Source organism: Crocosphaera sp. (assembly GCF_030064895.1).
Lineage (GTDB): Bacteria > Cyanobacteriota > Cyanobacteriia > Cyanobacteriales > Microcystaceae > Crocosphaera.
The window spans coordinates 1-26,543 of sequence record NZ_JASJEB010000015.1 but is presented as its reverse complement, the minus strand read 5'-3'; the positions used below and the strand labels follow the sequence as shown (position 1 = coordinate 26,543).

General features: G+C 37.1%; 23 protein-coding genes. 9 read left to right on the top strand and 14 right to left on the bottom strand.

The annotated features are described in order from the left end of the window. Window positions 1-268 precede the first annotated feature (268 nt). Window positions 269-1,351 (top strand): hypothetical protein, encoded by a 1,083-nt coding sequence (locus tag QNJ66_RS06300; RefSeq protein WP_300504103.1) that lies wholly within the window; start codon window positions 269-271, stop codon window positions 1,349-1,351. Here QNJ66_RS06300 and QNJ66_RS06295 read toward each other — a convergent pair. The 4 genes from QNJ66_RS06295 to rpsB form a co-directional block, all read right to left on the bottom strand. Then, window positions 1,345-2,706: an efflux RND transporter periplasmic adaptor subunit gene (locus QNJ66_RS06295; protein WP_300504174.1), complete on the bottom strand. Its 1,362-nt coding sequence runs from the start codon at window positions 2,704-2,706 to the stop codon at window positions 1,345-1,347. The genes QNJ66_RS06300 and QNJ66_RS06295 overlap by 7 nt on opposite strands. A 135-nt stretch (window positions 2,707-2,841) precedes the next feature. Then, window positions 2,842-3,720 carry a hypothetical protein gene (locus QNJ66_RS06290; RefSeq protein WP_300504100.1) on the bottom strand — a complete coding sequence of 293 codons (879 nt, stop codon included), beginning with the start codon at window positions 3,718-3,720 and terminating at the stop codon, window positions 2,842-2,844. A gap of 126 nt (window positions 3,721-3,846) precedes the next feature. Beyond that, on the bottom strand, window positions 3,847-4,509 hold the full coding sequence (tsf, locus tag QNJ66_RS06285) for a translation elongation factor Ts (RefSeq protein WP_300504097.1): 663 nt from the start codon (window positions 4,507-4,509) through the stop codon (window positions 3,847-3,849). Between the two features lie 222 nt (window positions 4,510-4,731). Then, window positions 4,732-5,550, bottom strand: a complete 819-nt coding sequence (gene rpsB, locus QNJ66_RS06280) for a 30S ribosomal protein S2 (RefSeq protein WP_300504094.1) — start codon at window positions 5,548-5,550, stop codon at window positions 4,732-4,734. A 142-nt stretch (window positions 5,551-5,692) separates the two neighbouring features. Between rpsB and QNJ66_RS06275 the strand changes: the two genes are divergently transcribed. After that, a complete protein-coding gene (locus QNJ66_RS06275; RefSeq protein ID WP_300504091.1) occupies window positions 5,693-6,181 on the top strand; it encodes a molybdenum cofactor biosynthesis protein MoaE in 489 nt (162 codons plus the stop codon). Window positions 6,182-6,329: 148 nt separating this feature from the next. Beyond that, entirely contained in the window at window positions 6,330-7,787 is a 1,458-nt protein-coding gene (glmM, locus tag QNJ66_RS06270; RefSeq protein WP_300504089.1) for a phosphoglucosamine mutase, read from the top strand. 252 nt (window positions 7,788-8,039) lie between these two features. On the opposite strand, the gene QNJ66_RS06265 is transcribed toward glmM, so the two are convergent. From QNJ66_RS06265 to QNJ66_RS06255, 3 genes are all read right to left on the bottom strand, one after another. Further along, entirely contained in the window at window positions 8,040-8,540 is a 501-nt protein-coding gene (locus QNJ66_RS06265; RefSeq protein ID WP_300504086.1) for a hypothetical protein, read from the bottom strand. 70 nt (window positions 8,541-8,610) lie between these two features. After that, window positions 8,611-9,111, bottom strand: a complete 501-nt coding sequence (locus QNJ66_RS06260; protein WP_300504084.1) for a hypothetical protein — start codon at window positions 9,109-9,111, stop codon at window positions 8,611-8,613. Between the two features lie 160 nt (window positions 9,112-9,271). Continuing rightward, window positions 9,272-9,952, bottom strand: a complete 681-nt coding sequence (locus QNJ66_RS06255; protein ID WP_300504081.1) for a hypothetical protein — start codon at window positions 9,950-9,952, stop codon at window positions 9,272-9,274. Window positions 9,953-10,576: 624 nt separating this feature from the next. Between QNJ66_RS06255 and QNJ66_RS06250 the strand changes: the two genes are divergently transcribed. The 3 genes from QNJ66_RS06250 (at window position 10,577) to QNJ66_RS06240 (ending at window position 15,329) form a co-directional block, all read left to right on the top strand. Then, on the top strand, window positions 10,577-13,849 hold the full coding sequence (locus tag QNJ66_RS06250) for an NB-ARC domain-containing protein (RefSeq protein WP_300504078.1): 3,273 nt from the start codon (window positions 10,577-10,579) through the stop codon (window positions 13,847-13,849). 75 nt (window positions 13,850-13,924) lie between these two features. Beyond that, the gene (locus QNJ66_RS06245) at window positions 13,925-14,221 is read left to right on the top strand and encodes a hypothetical protein (RefSeq protein ID WP_300504075.1); all 297 of its coding nucleotides are present in this window, start codon (window positions 13,925-13,927) and stop codon (window positions 14,219-14,221) included. Window positions 14,222-14,459: 238 nt separating this feature from the next. Next, window positions 14,460-15,329 (top strand): bile acid:sodium symporter family protein, encoded by an 870-nt coding sequence (locus QNJ66_RS06240; protein ID WP_300504073.1) that lies wholly within the window; start codon window positions 14,460-14,462, stop codon window positions 15,327-15,329. Between the two features lie 203 nt (window positions 15,330-15,532). On the opposite strand, the gene QNJ66_RS06235 is transcribed toward QNJ66_RS06240, so the two are convergent. Together QNJ66_RS06235 and QNJ66_RS06230 are read right to left on the bottom strand one after the other, a co-directional pair. Beyond that, the gene (locus QNJ66_RS06235; RefSeq protein ID WP_300504072.1) at window positions 15,533-16,015 is read right to left on the bottom strand and encodes a GNAT family N-acetyltransferase; all 483 of its coding nucleotides are present in this window, start codon (window positions 16,013-16,015) and stop codon (window positions 15,533-15,535) included. Window positions 16,016-16,111: 96 nt separating this feature from the next. Continuing rightward, window positions 16,112-16,825 carry a rubrerythrin family protein gene (locus QNJ66_RS06230; RefSeq protein WP_300504070.1) on the bottom strand — a complete coding sequence of 238 codons (714 nt, stop codon included), beginning with the start codon at window positions 16,823-16,825 and terminating at the stop codon, window positions 16,112-16,114. 181 nt (window positions 16,826-17,006) lie between these two features. Between QNJ66_RS06230 and QNJ66_RS06225 the strand changes: the two genes are divergently transcribed. Further along, window positions 17,007-18,350 carry a DUF3370 domain-containing protein gene (locus QNJ66_RS06225; RefSeq protein ID WP_300504171.1) on the top strand — a complete coding sequence of 448 codons (1,344 nt, stop codon included), beginning with the start codon at window positions 17,007-17,009 and terminating at the stop codon, window positions 18,348-18,350. Between the two features lie 358 nt (window positions 18,351-18,708). On the opposite strand, the gene QNJ66_RS06220 is transcribed toward QNJ66_RS06225, so the two are convergent. The 4 genes from QNJ66_RS06220 to QNJ66_RS06205 all read right to left on the bottom strand — a co-directional run bounded on the left by QNJ66_RS06220 (window position 18,709) and on the right by QNJ66_RS06205 (window position 20,495). Next, window positions 18,709-19,137: a hypothetical protein gene (locus QNJ66_RS06220; protein ID WP_300504068.1), complete on the bottom strand. Its 429-nt coding sequence runs from the start codon at window positions 19,135-19,137 to the stop codon at window positions 18,709-18,711. Between the two features lie 22 nt (window positions 19,138-19,159). Then, window positions 19,160-19,459: a hypothetical protein gene (locus tag QNJ66_RS06215; RefSeq protein WP_300504066.1), complete on the bottom strand. Its 300-nt coding sequence runs from the start codon at window positions 19,457-19,459 to the stop codon at window positions 19,160-19,162. A gap of 182 nt (window positions 19,460-19,641) precedes the next feature. Continuing rightward, window positions 19,642-19,956 (bottom strand): hypothetical protein, encoded by a 315-nt coding sequence (locus tag QNJ66_RS06210; RefSeq protein WP_300504064.1) that lies wholly within the window; start codon window positions 19,954-19,956, stop codon window positions 19,642-19,644. 206 nt (window positions 19,957-20,162) lie between these two features. After that, window positions 20,163-20,495, bottom strand: coding sequence for a hypothetical protein (locus tag QNJ66_RS06205; protein ID WP_300504063.1), 333 nt, complete (start codon window positions 20,493-20,495; stop codon window positions 20,163-20,165). 566 nt (window positions 20,496-21,061) lie between these two features. On the opposite strand from QNJ66_RS06205, the gene QNJ66_RS06200 reads away from it, so the two are divergent. After that, window positions 21,062-22,219: a hypothetical protein gene (locus QNJ66_RS06200; protein ID WP_300504062.1), complete on the top strand. Its 1,158-nt coding sequence runs from the start codon at window positions 21,062-21,064 to the stop codon at window positions 22,217-22,219. A gap of 315 nt (window positions 22,220-22,534) precedes the next feature. Beyond that, window positions 22,535-24,007: a phytoene desaturase gene (locus QNJ66_RS06195; RefSeq protein WP_300504061.1), complete on the top strand. Its 1,473-nt coding sequence runs from the start codon at window positions 22,535-22,537 to the stop codon at window positions 24,005-24,007. 92 nt (window positions 24,008-24,099) lie between these two features. Here QNJ66_RS06195 and QNJ66_RS06190 read toward each other — a convergent pair. After that, window positions 24,100-26,543 (bottom strand): hypothetical protein (locus QNJ66_RS06190; protein WP_300504059.1); only part of this gene is annotated, 2,444 nt, incomplete at its 5' end.

Here is a 26,543-nt window from a genome sequence, read left to right as displayed (position 1 = left end):
CTATTGTACATCAACAAAATACTTTTAAATACAGTTATTTTGTTCTAATATGATCATCATTAATATGGTTTTATCCATACAGTAGTCTCACATGAAGACGTTATTGTAATTTTTTTGTTCCATGGATTTAGCACAAAACATAAAGCCAGATCAAATCTATAATATATAGCAACTGCCTTGGCAGTTAGGACATTTTTTCAAACTCAAACCTAATAGTAGCACCTCCTGGTATATTTAGTTTTGATTATTTTTTCAAATATAGTGGACTATGAACTTAAAGCTTTTTAAGAAGAAGCAAATATCAGTAAAGAATCAAAAAAAACGAGAAAATTCTGTTTTTTTTATTTGGGTTTTCTTGTTAACTCTTTTTGCTTATCCCATCATAAAAACCCTAATTGATCTTAATATATTACTCTCAACAGGTCGCCTAATTGGTACCGATGATTGGTTAAACTTAACTATTTCACATCAAGAAAAAATAGCAGCAAATGTTCTTTCTGATCAAAGAAAAATTTTAATCGTTTCAGGAAGTAATGCACTCTTTGGACTCTCAGCTAAACAAATTTCTCAAACTACTGGAATTAAAGCCATTAATTTAGCTTCTCATGCTGGTTTAGGGGGTGAATATATTCTCAGTCGTTCACAAAAACTAATCAATCAAGGAGATATTGTTCTCCTTCCCTTAGAGTATCCATTTTATTCTTCACCTGGGATTTCCTATGATTTTAATGAGTATATGGTACTGTCTAAATTTATTATTTCTTATGACCCAAAATCCTTATCTAAAATATCACCCATATCTTTTCTTACTTTTGTATTAGAAAATGCTTGTTCTTGGCCAAATTATAGTGAATATCAAAATTTTTTTCGGGGTGACTTATCCAGAAAAGTGATTGATAAAAGACTTCAACAACAACGTATTCTATTTGGGTGTTACAGTGGTTTAACACTCAATGAATATGGAGATGAAACTTGTAATATAGGGAAAGACGATGCTCCTACTTTGCCCACAATTTCGGTGACGGCTTTACCCCATTCTCTAGGCAAGATCGATCCAGGTGGATATCTCAAAACTTTTATTGAAGTTGCAAGAGAAAAAGGGGCAATATTGATTCCTCTTTATCCAGTGTCAACCCGTACCGATGATTATCAAAACCCATCTTTTCAAGCGTCTGCACAGACAATCAAAACGTTTTGGGAAGAGCAAAATATACCCTTTTTAGATTCTCTTGAAAACTCTTTATTAGCTCCAGAATTGATGTATGATACCAATTATCATCCTAAAGATAATGGCAGAAAAAAGAGAACTCAAATAATTATCGATCTCATTAATCAACAGTTGAATTACTGAGTGGTAACAGATGCTTCCTTAATCGCTCGGCCATCTTTTAAGTCAAGAATACGGCTGACAGCAATACGATCGCCTGGTTTAACCCCAGAAATAACCTGATAAGATTGACCTTGAATAGCTCCCACTTTGACTGGAATCTGTCTGGCCACTAAAGCGTCTTGCTCTTCTCCTTGTTGAGCTAAAAAGACGAATTTTTGTCCACCTAAACTGGTCACCGCAGTTGTAGGAACTAAAACCCCGGTTTGAGTCTGCCAGACAACTCTTGCTTGTACATACTGTCTATCCCGTAAACTACCATTGTTACGAAAGGCCATTTTAACGAGGATAGACTGAGCATTTTGATCAACCACCGGTGCAATATAAGTAATTTGTCCTCGAACCCCAGGACTGCCATTGGGGTTAATTAGTTCAACAGGAAGTCCTTTACGAAGACGGTTACGGTTTTCAGTTGGTATATTGACATTGAGATAAAAAACTTGATTATCGGTAATTGTTGTGATTCGTTCCCCCACGGTGACACTATCACCAATTTTCTTCTCGTTGAATTCCCCAATAACTCCAGTAATCGGAGACAATAAGAAATTGTAACCTAAAGTAACTGCCGTAGAACCCTGTTGTCCTTGGGCTTGAATGATGGCAGATTTGCGACTGTCTATATTGGCTAATGCTAGTTCTACCCTTCTTTGTGCTGCTTGCAGATTGTTTTCCTGAGCTTTAATTGCTTCTTTTTGAGCGTCACGGATTTTTTCTGTGGATAGTAACTGTGCTTTGGTTGCATCAAGGGTACGAGTTGCGTCATCAAGGGTTTGTGTGGGAACCACATCTTCCGACTCAAGAAATGTTGCACGTTCGTGTTCTTTTTTCGCTAAGATTAAATCCGCTTCTACCCTTTCTACATCTGCTTCTGCACTAGCTAAGTCAGCTTTAGCGGTCTCTACATCGGCTTTAGCACGATCTCTTTCCGCCTCCCGTTGCCGATACTCTGCTTCTGCCGCTTTGAGATCGGCTATAGCTACATTGAGATTACCAGTAGCGGCCACTAAGTCTTGTTGTTGTTGTTGGGGTTCAATTTCAATTAATCGTTGTCCTTGCTGTACAAAATCCCCTTCACTGACGAAAATTTGCTTAATTCTCCCATCGGTTCGACTGGGGGCTAATTCTACTCTTTGTCTGGCTTCGAGGGTTCCAACGTAAGTGCTACTGTCAACTAGGGCAGCAGGTTTAAGGGTTTGCAGTTCCACCTCAACGGCCTGAGGAGCAGTGGCAGTGGGTTCATCGGAGGCGCAACCTGTGCTTAACAAAGAAACCATTAAAACAGTTCCGAGCCATTTTTGAGAGGATTTTAGGGGTTTCATGGGACTAAACATCTCTACAATCATTTTAAAATTTAGCAGAAAAATAGAATTTTGGGTTGGAAGTTTGCGTAATTTAACTTAATTTCGGGAGAAGTATCTCACTATAGTTAAGGTGGATAAATCGAAGATTGATCATTATTCATGCCAACTAGAACGCCATGCTGCTTCTGCTTGTGCCTGAGAATTTTCTCGTTGGATTTTTTGATAAGCTTTACGCATTTTTTTGACCATATCTAATCTTTGGCGAATTTGTTGACGTTGAATACTTAATTGAGGATCAGCAAATTCTAGGTCAGATAATCGTAAATGGATAGCAGAAATTTTAGTTATTTGCGATTCTGTATTATCCTCATCTTCCCCATTCTCGTTTTCTTCTTGCTTATCTTTGGCATTGGTTTCTATTAATAAATTTAAAATATTAGGAGGATTTCCAGAAGAGGTGCTTCCCTCTTCTGCTTGTAAAGCCATTTCTAAAACTTGAGGGGGTAACTGATTAGCAATAATATTATTTGTTTGTAACTCCCTATTAACATCTTGAGAAAGATTATGAAGAATCATTCTCACACCCTGCTCCACTCTCTTGCACCATAAAACAAGGTCTTCAGGATTATCAATTTGGGAAATTGAATCATCATCATCTTCACTTTGATCTTCTACTTGAAACTCCTGATTGTTCATCAGAGATAATTGGGTCAATATTTGTTCGGTTAAAGTTGCTGTTGGTCTTGGTTGTGGGAAAGTTATATAGGCTAAAAATTTTGATTCAATCGGTTGACATAATTCCCTAAGTTTTACCTGAAATTTTTCTCTTTTACTATAAGATAACAGCAAAAATTCTTCAGGATAAATTTTGGTGCAAATTTCATAAACTGCCAAGATTAATTGTTTTTTTAAGGATAAATTTAATGCCTCTAAATAGCGTTTATAAAGTTCATTTAATTCGGTAAAAAAATCTTTTGATTGTTGTTCTAATTGTTCTATTTCTTGCCTAATTTTTTGCAGAGATTTTCCCATAAGTCAACTCTTGATAACCCCAAATATTAATTAAAAATACAGAAATAAGGCAAGAGTGGGAGGGATATTCCTTACTTTTGCCTTATTATTAATAACCATTCTTGAAAGAACTTACTTTTTTGCTAATTATGCTTTTTGTCCGGTTTGAGCAGCGACTTCATCAGCAAAACTAACTTCTTGCTTTTCAATCCCTTCTCCTAAGACAAAGCGAGTAAAACGACGAACTTGAATATTCTCACCCAGTTGGGCAATGGTTTGTTTTAGTAACTCTTCAACCGTCATATTCTGATCTTTAACATAGGGTTGATCGAGCAAACAAAGTTCTTTTTTTCGCTTTTCAATACGCCCTTCAACAATCTTTTCCTTGATGTTATCGGGTTTCTTGGCTAAATCATCTCGTCCCATTTCAATTTCTTTTTCCTTAGCGATTATCGCTTCAGGAATTTCTTCTTTGGTCACATATTCTACATTAGGACAAGCTGCGATTTGCATAGCGACGTTCTGGACAAGGTCTTTAAACTCATCTCGACGGGCAACAAAGTCGGTTTCACAGTTTATTTCTACCAGTACCCCAATGCGGCCTCCAGTATGAATATAACTATGAACCAATCCTTCTGCGGTTTGTCGGCCTGATTTTTTTTCCGCGGAGGTGATGCCTTTTTGCCGTAGCCATTCCATGGCCTTTTCCGTATCACCCTCATTTTCTTTGAGGGCTTTTTTACAATCCATCATCCCCGCGCCAGTTTTTTCACGGAGTTGTTTAACCAGTTTTGCTGAGATTTCGGCCATTGTGATTTTCGTGTTTATGCTAAAAACTATGTTGACTTGACACTGCTTTATGAAACCAACACAAACCTAGACAGGTTTACTGTTCAATTCCTGCTTTAGCCAAGGGACACGGCTCCTTTTAATTTTAACCTAAAGCGGTACTGCAAGTATGGAGTGATCAGAAATCCCCTTTAGGATCTCTCTCACTCCCGATTAACTACAATAACTACTTAAGAAGGTGCTTTACTGCTCTTCTCCTTCTCCTTGTTCAGAAGAGACGGCTTCAGTTTCTTGCTCTTCTTCTTCTTCTTCGTAGTCATCGTATTCCCCTTCTGCAAGGCTTTCGTCAAACTCTTCATAATCATTATCAGAGTCTAACTGACCATGACGACCTTCATAAATGGCATCCGCTAATCTACCCAAAATTAATTTGATGGAGCGAATAGCATCATCATTGGCTGGAATGGGAATATCCGCGTAGTCGGGATCACAATTAGTATCCAAGAGAGAAATCATAGGAATGCCCAGTTTTTGGCATTCTTGGATGGCGTTATATTCCCGACGTTGATCAACAATGACCACAACATCGGGGGGACGACGCATGGTTTTGATCCCACCGAGATATTTTTGTAGTTTTCCTAATTCTCGACGAAGTACAGAGGCTTCTTTTTTGGGACGACGGTCTATTTGTCCACTGTCTTCCATGGCCTCTAATTCTTTGAGTCTTTCAACCCTGCCTTTGATGGTTTCCCAGTTGGTGAGCATTCCTCCTAACCAGCGTTGGTTAACGTAGTTTGCTCCACAACGAGCAGCCTCTTGAGCAATGATGCCGGCGGCTTGACGCTTGGTTCCCACAAATAAGAAGCGTTTTCCTTTATCAGAGTTACTACGAACGTATTGATAAGCGTCTTCCATCAATTGGGCTGTTTGCACCAAATCAATGATATGAACCCCGTTACGGGCTGTATAAATGTACTGAGACATTTTTGGGTTCCAACGACGGGTTTGATGTCCGAAGTGAACCCCTGCATTGAGCAAGTCTTCGAGGGATACGACTGGCATGATTAAATTTTCTCCTGTTTCGGGTTAATCCTCCATTCAGGTGTATTTCTACTCAAGAAACACCCGAAGTCCTGAATGTGCGAGATTTTAACAACTTTACTAGGATAACATAAAACTAAGTTCTTTGACTGGCATTAACTTTATGAAAGCTTCTATTAATCCGTTTCCTGGCAAAAGTTCAGCCCATCCCCACGATAATTTTAGAATTAGCTTTGCTCCTTTATCTTTAGAAGAGGTTTATGGTTTAGCGGATGATCCCAGCAATGGTGCGATCGCTTTGATGAGTGGCACAGTGCGACAACAAACCGAAGGCAAAGCGGTTCGTTATCTAGAATATCAGGCTTATGAACCGATGGCTTTGGTTATTTTCCAAGAAATTGCTGCTAATATTCGTAAAAAATCGCCGCAAACTAACCGAATAGTGATCCATCATCGCATTGGCAAGCTAGAGATTGGTGAAATTAGTGTTTTAATTGCTGTGGGCTGCCCTCATCGTGGTGAAGCCTTTGCTGCTTGTCGTTATGGTATTGATACTTTAAAGCATAATGCTCCTATCTGGAAAAAAGAATTTTGGGCTGATGGTTCTGGTACTTGGGTTAGTATCGGTGCCTGTGAGGAAATAGAATCATAATTCCAAATATTCATATTAGTGGACTAAAAAAGCTCTGGAACATTGGCCAACCTTTTAACGTTTACAGTGATTGTAGGCTTGAATTTTACCCAGATAGAATCAAAGAGTATATCCTGTAAAGATAAGTGAGTTGTGAGGCAGTGAATTAATGGTTATTTCCCTATCCCCTAATGGCAGTGGTCGTTTAAATCGTCAGACGACTAACTTAAATAATGGCTTTTTGAATCCATTCCCCCATCTACCCAATAGTCCTTTGTTTGGCACTGATGGCATCAGAGGTAAAGTAGGAGAGTTATTAACTGCTCCTTTTGCTCTACAATTGGGATTTTGGGCTGGACAAGTTTTAAAGTCAAAAACAAACACACAATCTCCTATTATCATCGGTCAAGACTCTCGTAACTCCAGCGATATGTTAGCTATGTCTATGGCAGCAGGACTAACCTCGGCTGGGTTGGAAGTCTGGCAATTAGGATTATGTCCCACTCCCTGTGTTGCTTATTTAACCAGTCACAGTGAGGCAATGGCAGGGATAATGATTTCTGCTAGTCATAACCCCCCAGAAGATAACGGGATTAAATTCTTTAATGGGGATGGTACTAAGTTGTCCTCAACCCTAGCGCAAGAAATAGAAGAGGGATTACGAGGTAATCTTGTTGTTTCCACGGATGACACGGGTGTTTGGGGTAAAACCTTGTATCAATCCGGTTTAGTTAAGGATTATTGTCAGTTTTTACAAGACAGTTTACCTCCTTCTTTTAGTTGTCAAGGCATGAAAATTGTTTTAGATTTGGCTTGGGGTGCTTCGGTAAATGTGGCACCAGCTATGTTTAAAGCTTTGGGTGCGGAAGTTATTTGTTTGCACGATACGGCCAACGGCGATCGCATTAATGTTAATTGTGGTTCGACTCATCTTGGTCTGTTGCAAGCTGCGATCGCAGAACATGAAGCGGACATGGGGTTTGCTTTTGATGGAGATGCTGATCGGGTGATGGCTGTAGATAGTACGGGTAAGGTGATCGATGGAGATTATATCCTCTACCTCTGGGGAAAATACCTCTTAGAGCGCGGTAAATTGCCCGATAACCTCTTGATTGGCACAGTTATGGCAAATTTGGGGTTTGAACGTGCTTGGCAGGGTCTAGGGGGTCAATTGGTGAGGACTTCTGTGGGCGATCGCCATGTTCAGGCGCAAATGTGGGAAACCGGAGCCATGCTTGGGGGTGAACAGTCGGGACACATTATCTGTCATCATTACGGGGTGTCAGGGGATGGTGTGCAAACGGCGTTACAGTTGGCTGCTTTGGTGCATGAGTCTGGGGTATCCTTGGCTGAGTTGGTGCAAAATAGTTTTGACACCTATCCGCAGATTTTACGCAATGTTCGTTTAGAGGATCGTACAAAATTACGCTCTTGGCAACAATGTGAACCTTTGCAAAATGCGATCGCTGAAGCAGGGGAAGATATGGGTAATACGGGCCGGGTTTTGGTTCGTGCTTCGGGTACTGAACCTTTAATTAGGGTGATGGTTGAATCAGAATGTCCTGATGCTGCTAATCATTGGGTTAATTATTTAGTGGGAGTTGTAGAAACCCATCTTGCTGCTTAATATCAATGAATAATGGACAGTGGATAATGGATAATTAATTCGTTTAAAAATCTCTCTTATTAGTTCATCTATTATCCATTTTTGAAGTTTTTTTGATTATCTGAGTACCTAAGTTTGATATAAGTAAATTTGTAGAAAACTGACTCAAATCAAAAGTATCAAACCCTCATTCTCTCATAAAAAAAATCATAACTCCGAACTCCGAACTCCGAACTCCGAACTCACGTTGGGTAGTTTGTAAGTTGTTTTCAGTTAAGGTTTAAGGTTAACTCCACGAAGATACCAACCTACCAAACCAGTAAGAATAATAATAACAATTTGTCGCCAGTTTTTGAGTTCTCCTACTTTTTCAATCAAGTCAGGTATTTTTTGCAAGTTAGTGTTTTGTCCTTCCAATAAACCCTCAATTTTACTCATTTTTTTGTCTAAACTTTGCATTGATTCTTTTTGAGATTCCATTTTATTCTCAATTTTAGTGATATTAGTCTCAACGCCAGTTACTTTTTCACTCAATTCGGGGATTTTTTGGATATAATCTCCTTGCAATTTTAACGTATTTTCAATACTCTTTAACGTCCCCTCAATGCCAATCATCCTCTTATCTAAATCATTGATTTGTTGAGTTGATTTTTGATCTAATTTATTTATTCTATCAGTTAACTCTAGTTGAAGTTCTAAAAGATCATCAATCTTCTTAATTTGCTCTGATTGCGTATTAATTTTTTCTTCAATTTGTTCGTTAGTTAAACTCATAGTGATAGTTGATTAGTTGTTATTAGACATTGCAGAGTATTTTTTGAAAAACATTATAAATTCATCATTTTTAACTTCTTTGGCGTTTATTACCAGTAACAAAAACAGCCACTAATCCTGTTATAGTACCACAACCAATTATGGCCGAAGCTGCAACTTTGTCATTAATCCCTAAATAAATAGAACCACCTAAACCAATAATAGCAATTATTAAACCGGTTACTAATCCTAAATTGGCACGTCTAGCATCTGACTTTATAACTGCTTTTTTCATTTCTATTTCTTCCTCTTCCATTTTGATTTTGTGTTCTTGATCTCTTTTCTCAATCTCTCTAAGATGTTGTGTTTCTATCTCTGTCATTGATAATATTTTATCCATACTTTCAGGCAAAATATCCTCATATTCTTGAAAAGCTCCAATCGCTTTCCTAATATCTAATCCTATGGTAGCCCAATCTGAGCTAATTGCTTCTTTATCAGATTTTAAATAAGATGGTTTACTATCAATAGCACGATACTGATAGTCCAAGTTACGAGCATATCTACCACTTATATCTAGAACTGAAGCCATACCATCCCAGAAAGTTCGTCTTGGAAATGATGATAGTTTTTTATCAGAACTCATAGTAAAAATAAATATTCTTTAGATATACCATTCTAGCATTTTAGAGACTTATAAGTTATGAAAAATAAGGCAATTCCCATCAAAATCGGAACTACCTGCTGAAAATCTAAACATTAAGGAATCCACGAAGCCACCATGTAACAACACCAACAGAAACCGTAATAAGACCACCAATAACAACAAGAGCAATTTGTCGCCAGTTCTTCAGTTCTCCTACTTTTTCGCTCAAATCAGGTATTCTTTTAATATCATCTTGTTGTTTTTCTAAAATACCTTCATTTCTGCCCATTTTTTCCACTAAATTAGGTATATGTTGGATTGACTGTTGTTGAATTTGGACAGTAGTATCAATTCTAGTAATTTTTTCTGCTTGATTCTGGACAGTAGTATCAATTCTATTAATTTGCTCTGCTTGATTCTGGACAGTAGCATCAATTCTATTAATTTGCTCTGATTGTCTCTGGACAGTAGTATCAATTCTAGTAATTTTTTCTGCTTGGTTCTGGACAGTAGTATCAATTCTAGTAATTTGCTCAGATTGAGCCTTAATGGTATCTACAACTTTCGCCAAGGTATGATTAATATTAGAAATCTGCTCTGATTGAGTTTCAACCTTATCTACAACTCTCGTCAAGGTATCATTAATATTAGCAATCTGCTCTGATTGAGTTTCAACCTTATCTACAACTTCTCTCAAAGCATTATCAACTATAGTAGCAATTCTTTCTGATTGCTCATCTATCTTGCGGTCTACTATATCTATTACCTGTTCTTCTGTTACGCTCATAGTAAAAGCTAAGATTTTTTACACATACTATTCTAGCATTTTAAAGATTGATATTATTAAAAAACCAGGGAATCCCAATTAAAATAAGAACTCCCTGATCAAAACTCAGTATTTCGATCATGTTTACAGAGAAGGACGAGTATCAATTTTTAGTTCTGTTAAATCAGAAGCCAGCTTAATCTCAACCATCATTTCAGTTTGCGTTAAGATGATTACGAAGACAAGGACAATAAAAACGATTGGGATAATGAAGATGAGATTCTTCTTGTCATCGAATAGAGATAAGAATTTGAACATGGATAATTTCTCCAGTTAGTTAGGGAACATATTTTGATTATGGATTATGTTTGTAGCTGATATTGACTGAGTGATTGTCTGATTTTCAAGGAGTGATTGTCTAATTTTCTTTACAAAGTTCAGAATGATAAAAGTTACAACTGATCAAATATATTGAAATAATTTTCAACTGTACAGCTATTTTAGTAATGTATCAGTTGTTACAATTTATTGGAATGTCAAAGTTACTGTCAGAGTTATATTTTAAGGTGCATAACTTATTGTACAAATTCAAAAATTAGAGATTTTTTGTAGTAGCATAAGGTGAACCATTATAAAACTAAGATTATGCCTAGGTCTATTCAACTAAAAACCGAACTAAAAAAAAAGATTAAAGCATTACTTCCTCGCAATAATTTTTCGAGTCAAAAAGCTTTAGCTGAACATCTACTACTATCTCGTGATGTGGTTAGTCGTTTTTTGAATGGTAAACCGGTTGATCGTTTAAATGCTGAGGAAATTTGTAAAGCATTAGCTTGTGAAGTCGGAGAAGTAACTTATGTCCAACAATCTAACATACAAGAAACAAAAAAGGAAACAAAAATAGATTGGGGAGAATCGACAGAAAATAGTGGTCTTTTTGATCTTTCTGCAAGAAAAGAAGAATTAGAAACTTTGACACAATGGATTCTTCAAGATCACTGTCGTGTTATTTTAATTGAAGGGATGAAAGGGATGGGTAAAACTAACCTATCCTATCAATTAGCACAACAAATTAAAGATAATTTTGATTATGTTATTTTACGTTCACTAGACCAATATAAATCAATCGATGAATTATTAACAGATTTATTAAATTTTTTCAATGATGAGGAAGATGTTAATAGGTTAAATACTAAGCAAAAATTAGATAATCTCATGGACAAGTTACAAGCATTTCGTTGCTTAGTGGTTTTAGCTAATGTTGATTGGGGAATAAAACAAGAGTCTCTTAATTTCCAAGATCCAAATTATAATATATTCTTAAAAAGAATTGCTAAAAAATCAGGAAGAAGTTGTTTAGTTATGACCAGTAATATTGAACCGAAAGAAATGACTTTATTACTTGCTCAAAATAAGTGGAGTCGTTGCTTAAAAATAAAACCTTTATCTGTAGAAGCAATTAAAGATATTTTTAATCATTTGGGTTCATTTCAAGGAACGGAAGAAGAATGGATTTTCCTAAGAGATACCTATCAAGGAAATCCCTTTATTCTAGTGAATGTTGCTATTAATATTAAGAAAAGTTTTGATGGTAATATTACACATTTTATAAATTATTGTACTGAAACTAATTTTGCTTTGAATGGAGTTGGAGATTTTATAAAAGAACAATTAAAGAATTTATCTGAAACTGAAAGAAATATAATGTATTGGCTTGCTATATATCGTAATCCTATTAGTTTATTTGAATTGAAGGATATTATGGGAGAATTATCTGGTGAGCAAATATTGATTATTACTAAACATTTAAAGTCACGTTTTTTTGTAGAAAGTAAAAATGAAGGGGTTTTAATTCAACCCCCAATGATTCGAGATTATTTAATTAAACAATTAATTAAGGATATGTCTGAGGAAATAATTAATAATAGCTTTAAGTTGTTAAATCAATTTCCCTTATTTTTACCCACAGCAACAATAAAAGTGAGAGAAGATCAAGAAAAATTTATCCTCAAACCCATTATTGAAAAGCTTAAAACTAAATTCAATACAGAAGAACAAATTAAAGACCATTTAAGAAACATTTTACATGAACATAAAAATAATAAATCAGATAGATATGCAGGGGGAAATATTTTTAACTTACTACGACATTTAGGACCTTTAAACAATGAAGACTTTTCAGGTTTAGTTTTAAGGAATGCCAACTTACGGGAAATTAATTTAGAGAATGCTAATTTTGCCGGCTCCAATTTAAAAAACTCAATGTTTTTAAATGGGTTTAGTAAGATTATTTGTGTTGCTTTTAGTCCTGATGGGAAATGGTTGGCAATTGGCGATACCAATGCTCAAATTTATCTATGGAAAGTTGGAGAAGGGTGTCCTATTTTACACCATGTAATTAATTGTAATAACTTCTGGGTAAGAGCGATTGCTTTTAGTCCTGATAGTAAAAGAATTGCTAGTGGTGGAGAAGACGGAAATATTTATTTATGGGAGGTGGAAACAGGAAAACCTATTGTTACTTTTTCAGGACATCTCGATCGAGTTAGATCCTTAACTTACAGTGCTAATGGTCAATTATTAGCTAGTAGTAGTGATGATCGAACCATTAGAATTTGGGATTGTAATCGAGAAGAAATGATTACTGTTTTAACCAAGCATCAAGATAAGGTAAGATGGGTAAATTTTCATTCTAATAAAGATACCTTGATTAGTGCAAGTCAAGATAATCAAATTTGTCTATGGGATGTCAACTATTTGGAAACAAAGTTAATAAAATCCTTTTCGTTAAAAGAAAATGAAGATAATCTTTTAAGAGCGATCGCTATTAGTCCTGACGGGACAATTCTTGCAAGTGGAACTGATGATGGAATAGTTCGTCTTTGGGACATAGAAAAAGGTAAGTTTAAAAAGAATTTCATTCATAATCACAATGATTGGATTAGAAGTCTTGCCTTTAGTCCTAATGGTGATACAATCGCTAGTGGTAGTGAAGATACAACTATCTGTATTAGTGATGTCAAAACGGGTAAACACCTACACACATTGAGGGGTAATAATGGTGGGGTTTGGTCAATAGATTTTCATCCGGAACTTCCTTGGTTACTCAGTGGTGAAATGGGATTTAACGTTAGAATTTGGAATTTTAAATCGGGAGAATGTTTACGGGTTGGCCAGGGACACAGTCAAGAAGTTAAACCCATCACCTACAGTCCTGATGGTAAAATTCTAGCGGTGGGAACGAATCAAGGAATTGTCTATTTAAAAGATAGCTCAGATGGTAAAACTCAGGCAGAAATGTTAACTAATAAAGGTAATATTTTATGTCTTGATTATAGTCCTGATAATCAAATTATTATTGGTGGAAGCGATGATACAAAACTGTATATTTGGGATACTTTTAGTAACAATCGACTAATGAAAAGTGTAGCAAAACATAAAAATTGGATTAGAACCGTTGCTTATAGTCCGGATAAAAAATTTATAGCAACAGGAAGTGACGATAAAACGGTTAAATTATGGGATGCTTATAGTTATAATCTATTGGGTAATTTTCTAGGTCACACAGATTGGATTAGAGCTACTTGTTTTCATCCTACCCAACCCTTATTAATCAGTGGGAGTGATGATGGTACTGTAAAGTTCTGGGATATTGATAATCTAAAAAACCACAATCCACTGGTTAAAATTTTTCAAAGTTCCCAACGTGAAGTTTGGACGGTTGCTATTAGTCCCAATGGTAAATTAATGGCCAGTGGTAGTAATGATAATACTATATGTATCTGGAATTTAGAATCAGAAAATACACAACCAATTATTATTATTAAAGACCATCGTAACTGGATTTCATCCGTTGCTTTTAGTCCCGATAGTCAGTGGTTAGCTAGTGGTAGTTATAGCAGTCGCCAAAGCTATTAGGACATTTTTCTGTTCCCTGTTCCCTGTTCCCTGTTCCCTTAAAATATAATTTATGTGTCCTAACTAGCCTGTCTATTGCTATATGATACCAGTATTCGCTTATGGAAACTCTCCTCAACTCAATACAATTGTGACAAAATCCTTCAAGGACACGGTGATGCTGTTATGTGTGTTACTTTTCACCCTCATGAGCCTATTTTAGCTAGTAGCAGTAAGGATGGCACGATCAAACGCTGGAATTATTTCACAGGAGAATGTTTATCAACCTGGCGATCGCCTCGACCCTATGAGAACATGGATATTACAGGAGTCACTGGTTTAAACTCCGCACAAAAACACGCTTTAAAAACATTGGGTGCAATAGAAAGGTAGGGATAGCACTTCTCATACTTGTGAGGTACAGAGTTTTCTAGTTTTAGGAGTTAGGAGTTCGGAGTTAGGAGTTCGGAGTTGGAGTGTTTTCCATAAGATAATTAGGGTTTAAGAATCTTGATTTTGACAGGTTATCTATAAATTTCCTTATATCGAACTCAGGTTCATGAGTCCGAGAAAGGTAGGTATATTTACCAAACTATTGTAAGATAACAAAAAATTTGTGTTTGGAGTGATTATGGAGTCTAATTTTCTATCGGCGGTTTTTCTTCCCCTTGCCCTATTTTTGATTATGATGGGTATGGGTTTGGGTTTAAAAATTGTTGATTTTAAGCGCATTTTTATCGAACCTAAAGGGGTTATTCTAGGATTGGTTGCTCAATTAATTGTCTTACCTATTGTGGGTTTTATCTTAGCTGCTATCTTTCCTCTTACCCCAGAATTAGCTGTTGGAGTGGTTATTTTAGCTGCTTGTCCGGGTGGTGCAACTTCTAATGTCATTAGTTATTTAGTACAAGGAAATGTTGCTCTATCTGTTACTTTAACAGCTATCGGTAGTCTCATTACTATTATTACTATTCCTCTGGTAATTAATTTAGGAATGCAGATGTTTATGGGTGCAGATACAACACTACAGTTACCTGTCTTAACAAGCATAACTCAAATTGCTGTTATTACTCTTCTGCCTATTTCTTTAGGGATGTTTATTAATAAATATCAACCCAAATTAGCAGCTAAACTAGAAAAAATTTTTAAATGGTTATCTTTATTCTTTTTAGGGTTAATTATTTTTGGTTTAATGGTTAAAGGACGAGCTACTTTACTGTCATCTTTGTTACAGGTTGGAGGAGTAACTTTAAGCTTAAATTTACTAACTATGTTCCTGGGATATGCCATCGCTAGTTTGGCTAAACTGGATGATAAAAGTAGAAAAACAATTACTGTTGAAGTAGGTATTCAAAACGGAACCTTAGCTATTACTATTGCCAGTGTTTTATTAAATTCACCTACTATGGCTATTCCAGCAGGTATCTATAGTTTACTGATGTTTGTTACTAGCGCAGGGTTCGCTTTATTTGTCCGTAATCGAAAGGTTATTTCTGTATAATAAACTATGTATGTAGGGGCTTAATATTATTCATTATTAGGTCTAAAGCCTCTTCATTTATGAAGAAGAAAAACAATAAAATAATCATTGCTTGGTACGGATAATCTTGCCATCCCACTGCGAGATTATCCGTTTTTTGAATCCTGTTATTTTAGGAAGAGGTAAACTTTTGATTTGTGAATATTAGTCCTAATTTATCTTCATTATCCTAATTTCTTTTCCCAGAATAATGCTGTGCCCATTTCGGGATTTAGCTCATAGCCACTGAATCCAAACGATTTGTATGCCGATTGAGCAACATGATTTCCTTCAAGCACTTCTAGAGTCATTTTAGAGCAGCCCAACTCGTATGCTATCTCCTCAGCTTTGTGTAAAAGAAGTTTGGACAAACCTCGTCTACGATAGGGTAAAGCAACAATGACATCATGGATATTTAGTAATGGCTTGCAAGCAAACGTAGAAAATCCTTCTAAGCAAACAACAAGACCTGCCGGTTGAGAATCAACAAAAGCGAGAATTACATGAGCAGATTTTCTCTTTGCAAGTTCTGTTGGCAGATTGGCCTTAACGTCATCGGGGAGACCTTGACCACCACCCATTGGATCAAGTGCATACTCATCCATTAACTGGATCATAGCTTCGGCATGAGCAGATAAACTAAGGTCTGCTTTAACAATGTCAATCATATATTAATTTTCAGAAAAAATTCAAAACTGGCATCAAAACCCATCAACAAGAAGATAGGAGTTGATCAGTTGATAAACTCCTATGAATGGGTTGCTTTAGGCTCCCACTGGTTCTTCGTAAGGGATAAACAGTTTTTTGATGGCTCCACAAATAGGACAAGTCCAATCCTCTGGAATTTCGCTAAAAGGAGTGCCAGGAGCAATTCCCGAATCTGGATCTCCCAATACTGGATCGTAAATCATTGAACATTGACGACAAATCCATTTTTGAGTTGTGGGATCATTACTGGGAGCTTGCTTGGTCACTGTTTGACCATCCAGCGTACTTAACGCATCCGTGTATTGCTTAGCATGATGCTCCTCAATATGAGTTAATAGACCAAAATTGTGGGCAGCTTTACGGAAAATTTGAGCGTGTTCCTTAGATTCTGCGGTTTGTTCTTCAAATTCAGCTACGGCATCCTGATCTCTATCTTTCTTTGCTGCGTCAGCAAAGTCTGGATACATGGTTGTATATTCATAGGTTTCTCCCGCGATCGCTAGTTCTAAACAACGAGCGGCGATCTCTTTTTTCTGCTCATCAGTTAACTCCGATGGATCATCAATTACTAATTCTGGATGCAATAGACGAAAATGAGCAAAGGCGTGTTCGGTTTCCTGATTAGCGGTTTCTTTAAACAGTTTTGAAAGTTCTTTAAGACCCAATTTCCGAGTAACTTCGGCAAAAAACAGATATTTGCGATTAGCCATTGATTCGCCACCAAAAGCAGCTTCAAGATTTTTCGCGGTATTGTTGTTAGACAAGTTCATAGTAGTTTGTTAAGGTATGACTTTTGGAGCCAAAAATTAGATAACGACTATCCCAAGGATGGTTTAAAGTGTTTTATCGATAATATCACCCTTTTTCCCCCTTTTATTCAGAGAAATCAGTGGAATGGAAACAGCGTATTTCTGTGATAAGCTTAAACCGCTACGCCTTTTAAGATTAGAGATGATATTCCTCCCCGTACTCCTGGCCAATAACACAACCATAGACAACCAACCGCCCCAAGAAATTGTTCAACCGCAAGAAGTTCGTCCCTTACCTGGAGGACTAAATTCAACCCCTGTTTTTAATAGTAATAGTCCTGAATTAGTGAAAAATGAAGGAGTCTTACTATCGACTTTTCCTCCCTTGGGAAAAAAACATCCCAACGCACACTTAAATTATTTATTCCGTGGCCAGTTTGATATTTTTGCTCATCATGTGGCTTCACCTCCAACACCAGAGGATTTACGAACCTTATATTTAGGGATTATTCTACACAACCCCACCACAAATCCCGTCACTATCAGGATTCTACAAGGTGCAAGTCATTTGAGCCAACCGGATGCCCCTTTTGTGAAATTACCTTCTCAAGTTGAGGACCCTTTAGGCAGAGTTTATGCTGGCCCTGGTAGTCGGGTAATGGGAGATATCCTTCGAGGGGTTCGTCAAGACATCTTTCCCCCCAAGTTGGTTATTCCACCAAAGGAAAGTCGGATGTTACTGAATTTACCTATTCCAGTCAAAGAACTCACCCCACCGTTAAATGGACGTTCCACCTATGTGCGTTTAGAAACCAATGGGGGGGTTTATGGAGCCAGTTTAGCTAAGTATGCCCCGGTTGACGAGGCCACAGGAGTTGAACGCCCCCCAACCAGTGAGGAATGGGAAAAACTCCTTAAAGAAGGTGAATTAGTCACCCCACGAGACCGCGCTCCTTCACCCCCTAACGCCAGTAGCTTGATATATGGAAGAGTTGCTGGAGTATCCCAGGGGTCGGTTTGGAACACGAGGGTAACAGATGAAACAGGATTCCTGACTATTCCTGCGGCGGGAGAATCTATCTCTTATGGGTTAAGTACCCTTAAAGGAGGAACCTTCGGAACTAATCAAGTACAAACCGCACCGCTACTTGTGCGTTATCCTGATACGGCTTATGAAGCTCATGGAAATTATGGCGTACAATATAGCCTAACCTTACCTCTTTATAACTCAAGCGAAGAACAGCAAACAGTGACGGTTCGCCTACAAACTCCTCTAAAACAAGATACTCTAACGGATGGATTACGTTTCCTGTCTCCTTTTTCCCCATCTGTTTTCTTCCGAGGACCCATTCGAGTTCGCTACATTGATGAAGAGGCAACTTGGCAAAATCGCTATTTCCATTTAGTACAACATCGAGGTCAAATGGGAGAACCTCTTGTGCGTCAAACGATTCCTCCCAAAAGATGGCGACTGGTGCGCTTAGATTTTCTTTACCCCCCTGATGCCACACCCCCTCAAGTGTTAACTATCCAAACTGATAGATAATCCAAGTCCGACTTATAAAACCCAGTTTTGGTAGAGATGGGGGAGTGTGGGGAGTGTGGGGAGAGGGTATATAGCACTTCTCATACTTGTGAGGTACAGAGTTTTCTAGTTTTAGGAGTTCAGAGTTCGGAGTTCGGAGTTCGGAGTTCGGAGTTCGGAGTTAGATATTAGGTGTACCTGATGAGTCTGATAAAGGCTATATAAACCGAATTTAGTCTAGGCTCTGTCTGCAAACTATTAGAATATTAAAAATAAACTAATTTCCCCCTCTGCCCCTTCTGCTTCCTCTGCCCCCTCTGCCTCCCTCAACTAAGATTTTTGAACTTTGCAGACACGCCCTAAATTGGGTGTATAGGACTCATCTAACCTCCAGATTTAGTTGTTGATCAAGTAATCCATTACCACTGGTTTCTTGCATTACTTGGATGTTATTTCCATTCAAATTAATTCGCACTGAACCCTGAGAAGGATAATAGTTGCCCTGGACAGTAAGTTGATGATTACCCCGACGCAAATAGTTAGATAAATCTACTTTATTGCTGCTTCCTTGTAGGGTTTTAATTACTTGTCCATTCAATTTAACTTCTCCTTGAAGTCGGGAGCCATTTAATCCTTTTATTTCTAACCAAAGAGGTTGGTTAAGTTCACTAGAATTCAAGTTAATCGAACTACTTTGAATGGAGCTTGCGCTTTGAGCAATTGCATTAATTTCATGAGTATATCCTGAAACCATCCCGAACAAAACTCCAGTCAAGATAGTAGCTAATACTAAAGGTCTTAAAGACATAGCTTTACCTCAGAGAATATCTTTATTTGTTGGGATTATGGGGAAATCTTTCAGCCGGATTATCTACATCTACTTGTACATTTGAACGAATTTGTACTGTTCTTCCATTGGGAATTTCAGGGTACTTATCATTCCCCTCTTGACTATGAGAAACACGACGATTTTGTTCGGTTTCGTTAGGTCCTATATGTCCTTGAACTCCTCTGGTTACGCTACTGTTTCCTCGACAATTTGGGCTACTCTCCATAGTAACATCATTAGTTCTTTGAGTAGGTTTTCGAGAACTACTAATATCATATTGAACTGAAGCATCTGCTTGCACACATTGAGCCTTAACTGAAGTAATTAAGTACGACTCAACTATAAAAAAGAACATTGAGTAATGGATCAGTGATCTGATTATTTTCATCAGGTTACACTCCTCTAAATTAAATTTAACTTGGGATGAATCAAATGCTTAGCCAAACAGCATTTGATTCAGTTAATGATTCACTAATTAGTTAACTAGCGACATTGATAATGGGAAGTAGAACTATGGTTTCTCGTCCGATAAGAATGATTAATTTGTTGATTAGACTGACGGACTACTTGACCACTACTACATCCTTTAAATGTAGATTGCTGCGAATAATTATGAGGGAAATAATCTCGAAAACGGGAGCGACGATTTGGTACAGAAAATTGCATATTTTCTGTATTAATATTCGTATTACCATTACGATTCTGCCGAATATTCATCCTCTCGGTTTGTACTTGTATTTCCCCTGCATTAGACTTCATTGGCATTGAGAAATTCATGACAATTGCTAGTAAAAGCATGAAGGCCTTCCCGTGCATGGTTTGCCCTCCTAACGATAAAACAGAGATAAGACAACATGAGAGTGGAGAACTAGCCTATGCTATACTTAAAGTTAAGTAAAAAAAGAAAGATCAGACAGGAAATGATGATTGTTATGATAGTTAGCGAATCAATCGTTTACCCTGTCTTTTTTAGTATAGGCAGAGTTCAAGATAGGAGACCTATATTAACGACGAGATCCTCTACCATTTCTCATTTCAGTACGTTGCTCAACGGTTTGTCGAGAACGGTTACGTTCGCCAAATTGCTCTTGATATTGGTCAACGGTTTGAACTCCACCGAAACTACCAGAACCTTCGTTTCTTCTACGGTTAGTCTCACGATGGATCTGTGAACTTTCTTGAAAACTCTGATTACCGTTACCTTCTTGGTAGCTACCTTGGTATGACTCTTGAATGATCACTTTATCTCCTGAAACGTCTGTTTCATTGGCCATAGTAGGGATAGTTACTACACCGACGGTGGTTAAGCTAAACAGAGCAATAAGTACGTTTTTCATAATAAGAACACTCCACATGAAGTTGACGAAAGTTGATGTTTTGTCTGCCTTTGGGCTGACTGTTTTTAATTTACTGAATTTTTTTTTAGATGTCAGTCCCAAAAAAAGTAGAATTTTTTAATTAATTTTGCGCAGTTTAGTGGTAAATTTTGTTTAATACATAGAAAAAAGTGTCAAAATATAGAAAAAAGTAGAAAGATGTTACATATTTAATCTGATTATGTTCAACCTGAGATATATTTTTGAGTTGATAGTTAACTGTTTTAATTAAAGGGAGTATCCTATTTCAGCAACTTAATCCCTTGGGAATGAATGAAACCCTTGTCTATCATTGTTTTGAGTCATGGGAGAAGGGAAAAGCGAAAATTGCTATAGCGTCAAGTTTCTATATAAATCCTAATATTTCTACTTTTTTCTATTTATTATTTAGAACTTTTGCCAATAAATTCCACTTTCTTGACCTAAAAATTCCTTTTTTTTCCACTGACATCTCAAAATATCTTCGGTAAATTAATAATGGATAGTCGTAGCAATGACTTATAGAAAAACAGACAAGACAACAATCAATGAATAAAATTTTCAGTCTATTAGTTTTAGTTCCCACGTTCTTTTGTGGAATTAATAATCTTTCGACTAAAGCAGAAATTCCTCAAGGTAGTTTTCAACAAATTTATATTGAAGGTGATTTCAACCAAGTTACTCAACAGTTAAATCAAAACCTTAATCTTCATTTTATTAATGTTCCTGACTTTGAGATGGCAGTTATTCCTAATTTTAATATTCAAGGAGAATTTTTAGACAATACTAATAATGAAGTTACTCAAGGAATTAATCAACTTGTTTTTAATTCCCACTTGATGCCTTTAATTTCAACGGATTTGACCATTAAGAATTTTCTAGGAGATGACAATATTCTCAATGGAGTTCAATTTAATGAACAACGAGCATTTATTAAAGGAAATGCTAATATAACTGCACAAGTAAGCAATCAAAATATAACTGACTTTTTTCTATTAGAACTATCAGATAATGCAACAGATTCAAATGATGTTAGTCAATTTCTTGATGAACTATTAGAAAGTAAATTATTAGATTCTTTTCAATTTAGTTCACAAGATTCTTTGCTTTTTGGAGATAATAATATTATTGATCAAAGTATTACACAAACTTTTGATATTTTTATTTTTAGCAATACTAATTCCAATACTTCATTTGAAATTAATATTTGGAGAGAAGAAAATTTATTAATGCCAACACAGTTAACTATTCAAGAGACATTCATAAATTTTAGCAAGAATAATTATATTATCCAAAGTATTAATCAATCCATTGATAATATATCTTTTCTGGAATTTGATAGTGTTACACAAAATTATCTTCTACCAAGCTTTTTGAACACAAATATCGATTCAAATAACTTAGATGAGTTTCCCATTGATATTTTTATTAATGAAATTTTGAATAATACTATTATTGACAGTCAACAAATCAATCGTCAATTTCTTGAAGTGATAGGGAATAATAATAAAAAAAGTCAAGAAAACGAACAAATATTGGAGTTAATAAGTAATGAAAAATTATTAGAATTAACTGAATTAACTGAATTAACTATTAATGAACAACAATTAAGTGTCAGTATTCCCGAACCCAGTAACCTAAAAATGCTCTTAGTATTATCAGTATTGCTGACATTACTCAGTGTGAAGAGTCAGCCCAAAAGTTAGGCGATTACTTCAATTAATGGCTTTAATTAGAAATATAAATAACTTCAAAAATAGAGCTTTATTGTTTTGGCATATAACTAATAGTTTAGGATGGTGTGTACTGTAGAACCCTAATTGGTTAGTTGACCAAACATTGAACATTCAACATTGAACATCTTTCATTTTGGTTTCAAGCCTCTCCCTTTAGGGAGAAAGAAGTTTGGGAGAGGTTTCAAGCCTAATTCCAAAGGAATGATAAATGTTAAATGATAAATGAAATTACCCCATGTGTGTCAAATTAATATAAGTTGATGACACCTTGAAAAAATTAACGCTATGAAAATCATTGTTATTGGGAGTGGTTTCGGAGGACTATCGGTGGCTATTCGATTAGCTGCCGCATCCCATCAGGTTACTCTGATTGAAAAACGAGATAAACCTGGAGGACGAGCTTATGTTTATCAGCAAGATGGGTTTACTTTTGATGGAGGACCGACTATTATTACGGTTCCTTCCCTCATTGATGAATTGTTTACTTTAGCTCTAAAAGATAGGAAAGATTATCTAACTTTAGTTCCTCTCGATCCTTTTTATAATGTGCGGTTTCTTTCTGGAGAAGTGTTTCATTATAACAATGATGCCCATAGCTTAATTGAGCAAATTCGTAAGTTTAATCCTGATGATGTCAAGGGTTATTATCGATTAAAAGAAGCGTCAGACAAAATATTTAAAGCAGGTTTACCTTTAATGGCACAACCGTTTCATAAGTTTTGGGATATGGTGAAAGTGGCTCCAGATTTAGTCCGATTGCAAACTTACAAATCGGTGGCCGGTTTTGTTAATCAATATTTGAAGGATGAAAAACTACGACAAGTGTTTAGCTTTCACCCTTTATTAATTGGCGGAAATCCTTTTGAGACCACTTCAATCTATGCAATGATCCATAAGCTTGAACAGGAATTCGGGATCTGGTTTCCTCTGGGGGGAACAGGAGCTTTAGTTAAAGCTTTCATTCAACTATTTCAAGAACTAGGTGGTCAATTATTACTCAATCGAGAAGTTCAACAAATTGCCATTGACTCCTCTACAAAACGAGCGAAAGGGGTTTATTTAGACAATTCAGAATTTTTAGAAGCTGATATGGTGGTCAGTAATGCCGATGTTGCTTTTACTTATTTGAATTTAATCCCTGCTCAATATCGAAAAAAATGGAGCGATCTCAAGGTCAAAAAGTTACGCTATTCCATGTCTTTATTTGTTTTCTATTTTGGAACTGATATTCAGTATCCCCAGATGGCACATCATGAGGTTTTATTGGGTAACCGTTATCGCCCTTGGATCGAAGATATTTTTAAGCAAAAAATGCTACCAGATGATTTCTCTCTTTATCTTCACCATCCGACCATTACAGATCCAACTCTAGCTCCTGAAGGGTGTGATAGTTGGTATGTTTTAGCTCCTGTGCCTAATTTACAAGGGCAAATTAATTGGCAACTTGTAGCGCAAGAATATCGCGATCGCATTGTGAACTATTTAGAAAAGCATTATCTCCCTAATTTATCCCAACACATTGTTACGGAACATTATATCGATCCAAGGCACTTTGAAAATACCTTAAACAGTTATAATGGCTCTGCTTTTTCCATTGAACCCACTTTAACTCAATCGGCTTGGTTTCGTCCCCATAATCAAAGTGAGGATATTCCAAATTTGTATTTTGTGGGTGCAGGTACTCATCCGGGTGCAGGTTTACCCGGTGTCCTCAATTCAGGAAAAATTGTCGCTAATTTGATTGACAAAAACGGCTAAATGAAAAAAGAGACTACCAATAACTTGATAGTCTCACCAAATAAATTTTATGGATTGAACTTAGACTTGATAACGTTCAAACTGTCTTTAATCTAGATAACGACATGGTCTTCGATAATACCGTCAGCATGGATCTTGTCAGAAGAAACGAACTTAACATAGTCAAAGCGACCAAACTCATATTGATCAAGGGTTGCAGATAACTTGATTTGCTCACCGCTTCCTACATGAACATTATCGATACCATAGCGAGTGAAGTTATCTTCAGATGCGAAATCCTCATATAAATGCTGATCCCAATTCCAAGCAGCTTCAACATGACCACCGATTGAGACCTCAGCGTGGGATTGACCATCACTTTCATCAAAATAACCAACGATGATGTCATAAGTCCCTGTCAGACCGTCAAAATGCTTGGTAGCATGACCTTCATGAACATTATAATCATCGTCATCATCATAGTCATCACCAGAGTCTAACTTAATCAGTGCGCCACCTGATGCAAAACTATTGTATTCAATATGGTAACCGGTGAGATATAAATCTTCGGCTTCGTAATGAACAGGATCAACAGTAGGAGAGGTTGTTGCAGGATTGGTATAACTACTGGTGTCACTATCACTCACTGAACCTGCGGTTACTGTTCCAACGTTGACATAATCGCCAATAGTTGTTTCACCGGGTACAGAAATGTCGAGTTTTTTCAACTTGAAGGCATCATTATGGTGGTCATCACGGGCAGCAATAACTAGGGTATTGCCAGTTAAATCATCCGCATTAAAGTCAGCCCAGCGATCATGTTCGGCACCATTGTTAACTTCCTTGGTGAAGCTGTTTAAGATATCGCTGTCTAACAGTGAGATGTCTCCATTGCGATCGCCTATCCATACTGAGATGTCGCTATCACCACTAACATAGTCAAGGTATGCTCTATCTACAGTTACTTCTTGGTCGAACTCAAAGAGGACGTAATTACCATTGTCGTAATTATCAATGCGGTGATCGGAACCATATTCATCACGATCTGTAACACCTAAACCGCCGTCATAAGCACCAAGATAACCTGTTTCCCATCCATAATAATCGCTGTAACTAAATGCACTCACATCAACGGAGACACCATCTTGGGTGAAGGTTCGGACATTGCCATTGTTCCCTGTGGTGGAACTAGACCCTGTGAGGTAGAAGGTGATGTCTTGGTAACTGGTTGTTGTCGATAAATCTTGAGCAGTTCCAGTCTGCTCATAAATCCAAGTTTCACCAGCAGCTAAGGTGCTATCGCCATCTCCTTGGTTAGTAATGTTAGTAATTGTGCCTTCTTGGTCGTCAGTTACTGTAATTTCACTGATGTCAAAGGCTACATCACCGGTGTTGGTTACTTCATAAGTCCAAGTTACGGTTTCACCAGCAGCGATTTCTACTGCTTCGGCTAAGGTGTCAGCATCGACTCCGTTGGTGAACTTCTCAATGTCAATACCAGGATTTTGGGGTTCGGGATTGACATAGTTAGCAGCATCTTCATCTGTTAGATCACCCACTTGCACTGTACCGATATTGGTATAGAGACCGTCGCCAGAAGGAGTAACCTCAATTTTATCGAAATCTAACCCAGAAATTGCTCCACTACCAGCCAGTTGAACTTCTACTTTGACAACATCGCTGTCATTGATATTTAGGGTTTGGATGCTACCATTACCCGGTGCAGGAATTGCAGTAGTTGTTACATTGCCATCCGCATCAGTGGTAAAGACCTGACCACCTGTTTCTTCAATATCGACAAAGTTAATGCTGTTAATGTCAACTCCATTGTTGAAGTCAAAGGTAATTGTCCCGCCACCAGCGTTGTCATCTGGGTCAGAACTATCACCATCCTCAGAAATGATGAGGATGTTGCCTTCATTAGCTGTTGCTAAATCAGTGTCTCCACCTGTGGGGTTAGCACTATCAAAGATCATGGCTTGGTTGGAACCGCCTGTAGCTGAGATGGTTACGCCGAGATTAGCATATTCATCATCAATGACTGTTCCTGCGGCAAAGCCTTCAAAGTCAATGACGTGATTTTTCGTGGTTGTGGTGGTTGTGTTGCTAGATAAATCTTCAGCAGGCAGTGTTGTGCTGTATTCCCAAGTTTCACCACTGTCAAGGAAGTTATTCTGGTTTGTATCACCAACGTTGAACCCATTTTCTAAAACTTGGTCAGGGTTAAAGTCATCGGATGTATCACCAGCGGTTCCGTTGTCATCAATTACTACAACGTCACTTCCAGCAAATGAGACATTTCCTGTGTTAGTCACTTCGTAGGTAAAGACAGCAGGGTCACCAGCAGCGATTTCTACCGCTTCAGCTTCGGTATCTGCATCTTCGCCGTTGACGAATTTTTCGATGTCAATACCGGGTGTAAGTTCTACTAATCCTGCATCTACTGTGCCGTTGAATTCTCCACTTTCTAGGGTGATTGTTTCTGTTAATCCTGTGGGGTCAGCGTCACTGTCTAATGCGTCGTCTCCTCCTTGGTTAGCAGTGCTGAAGATGAATC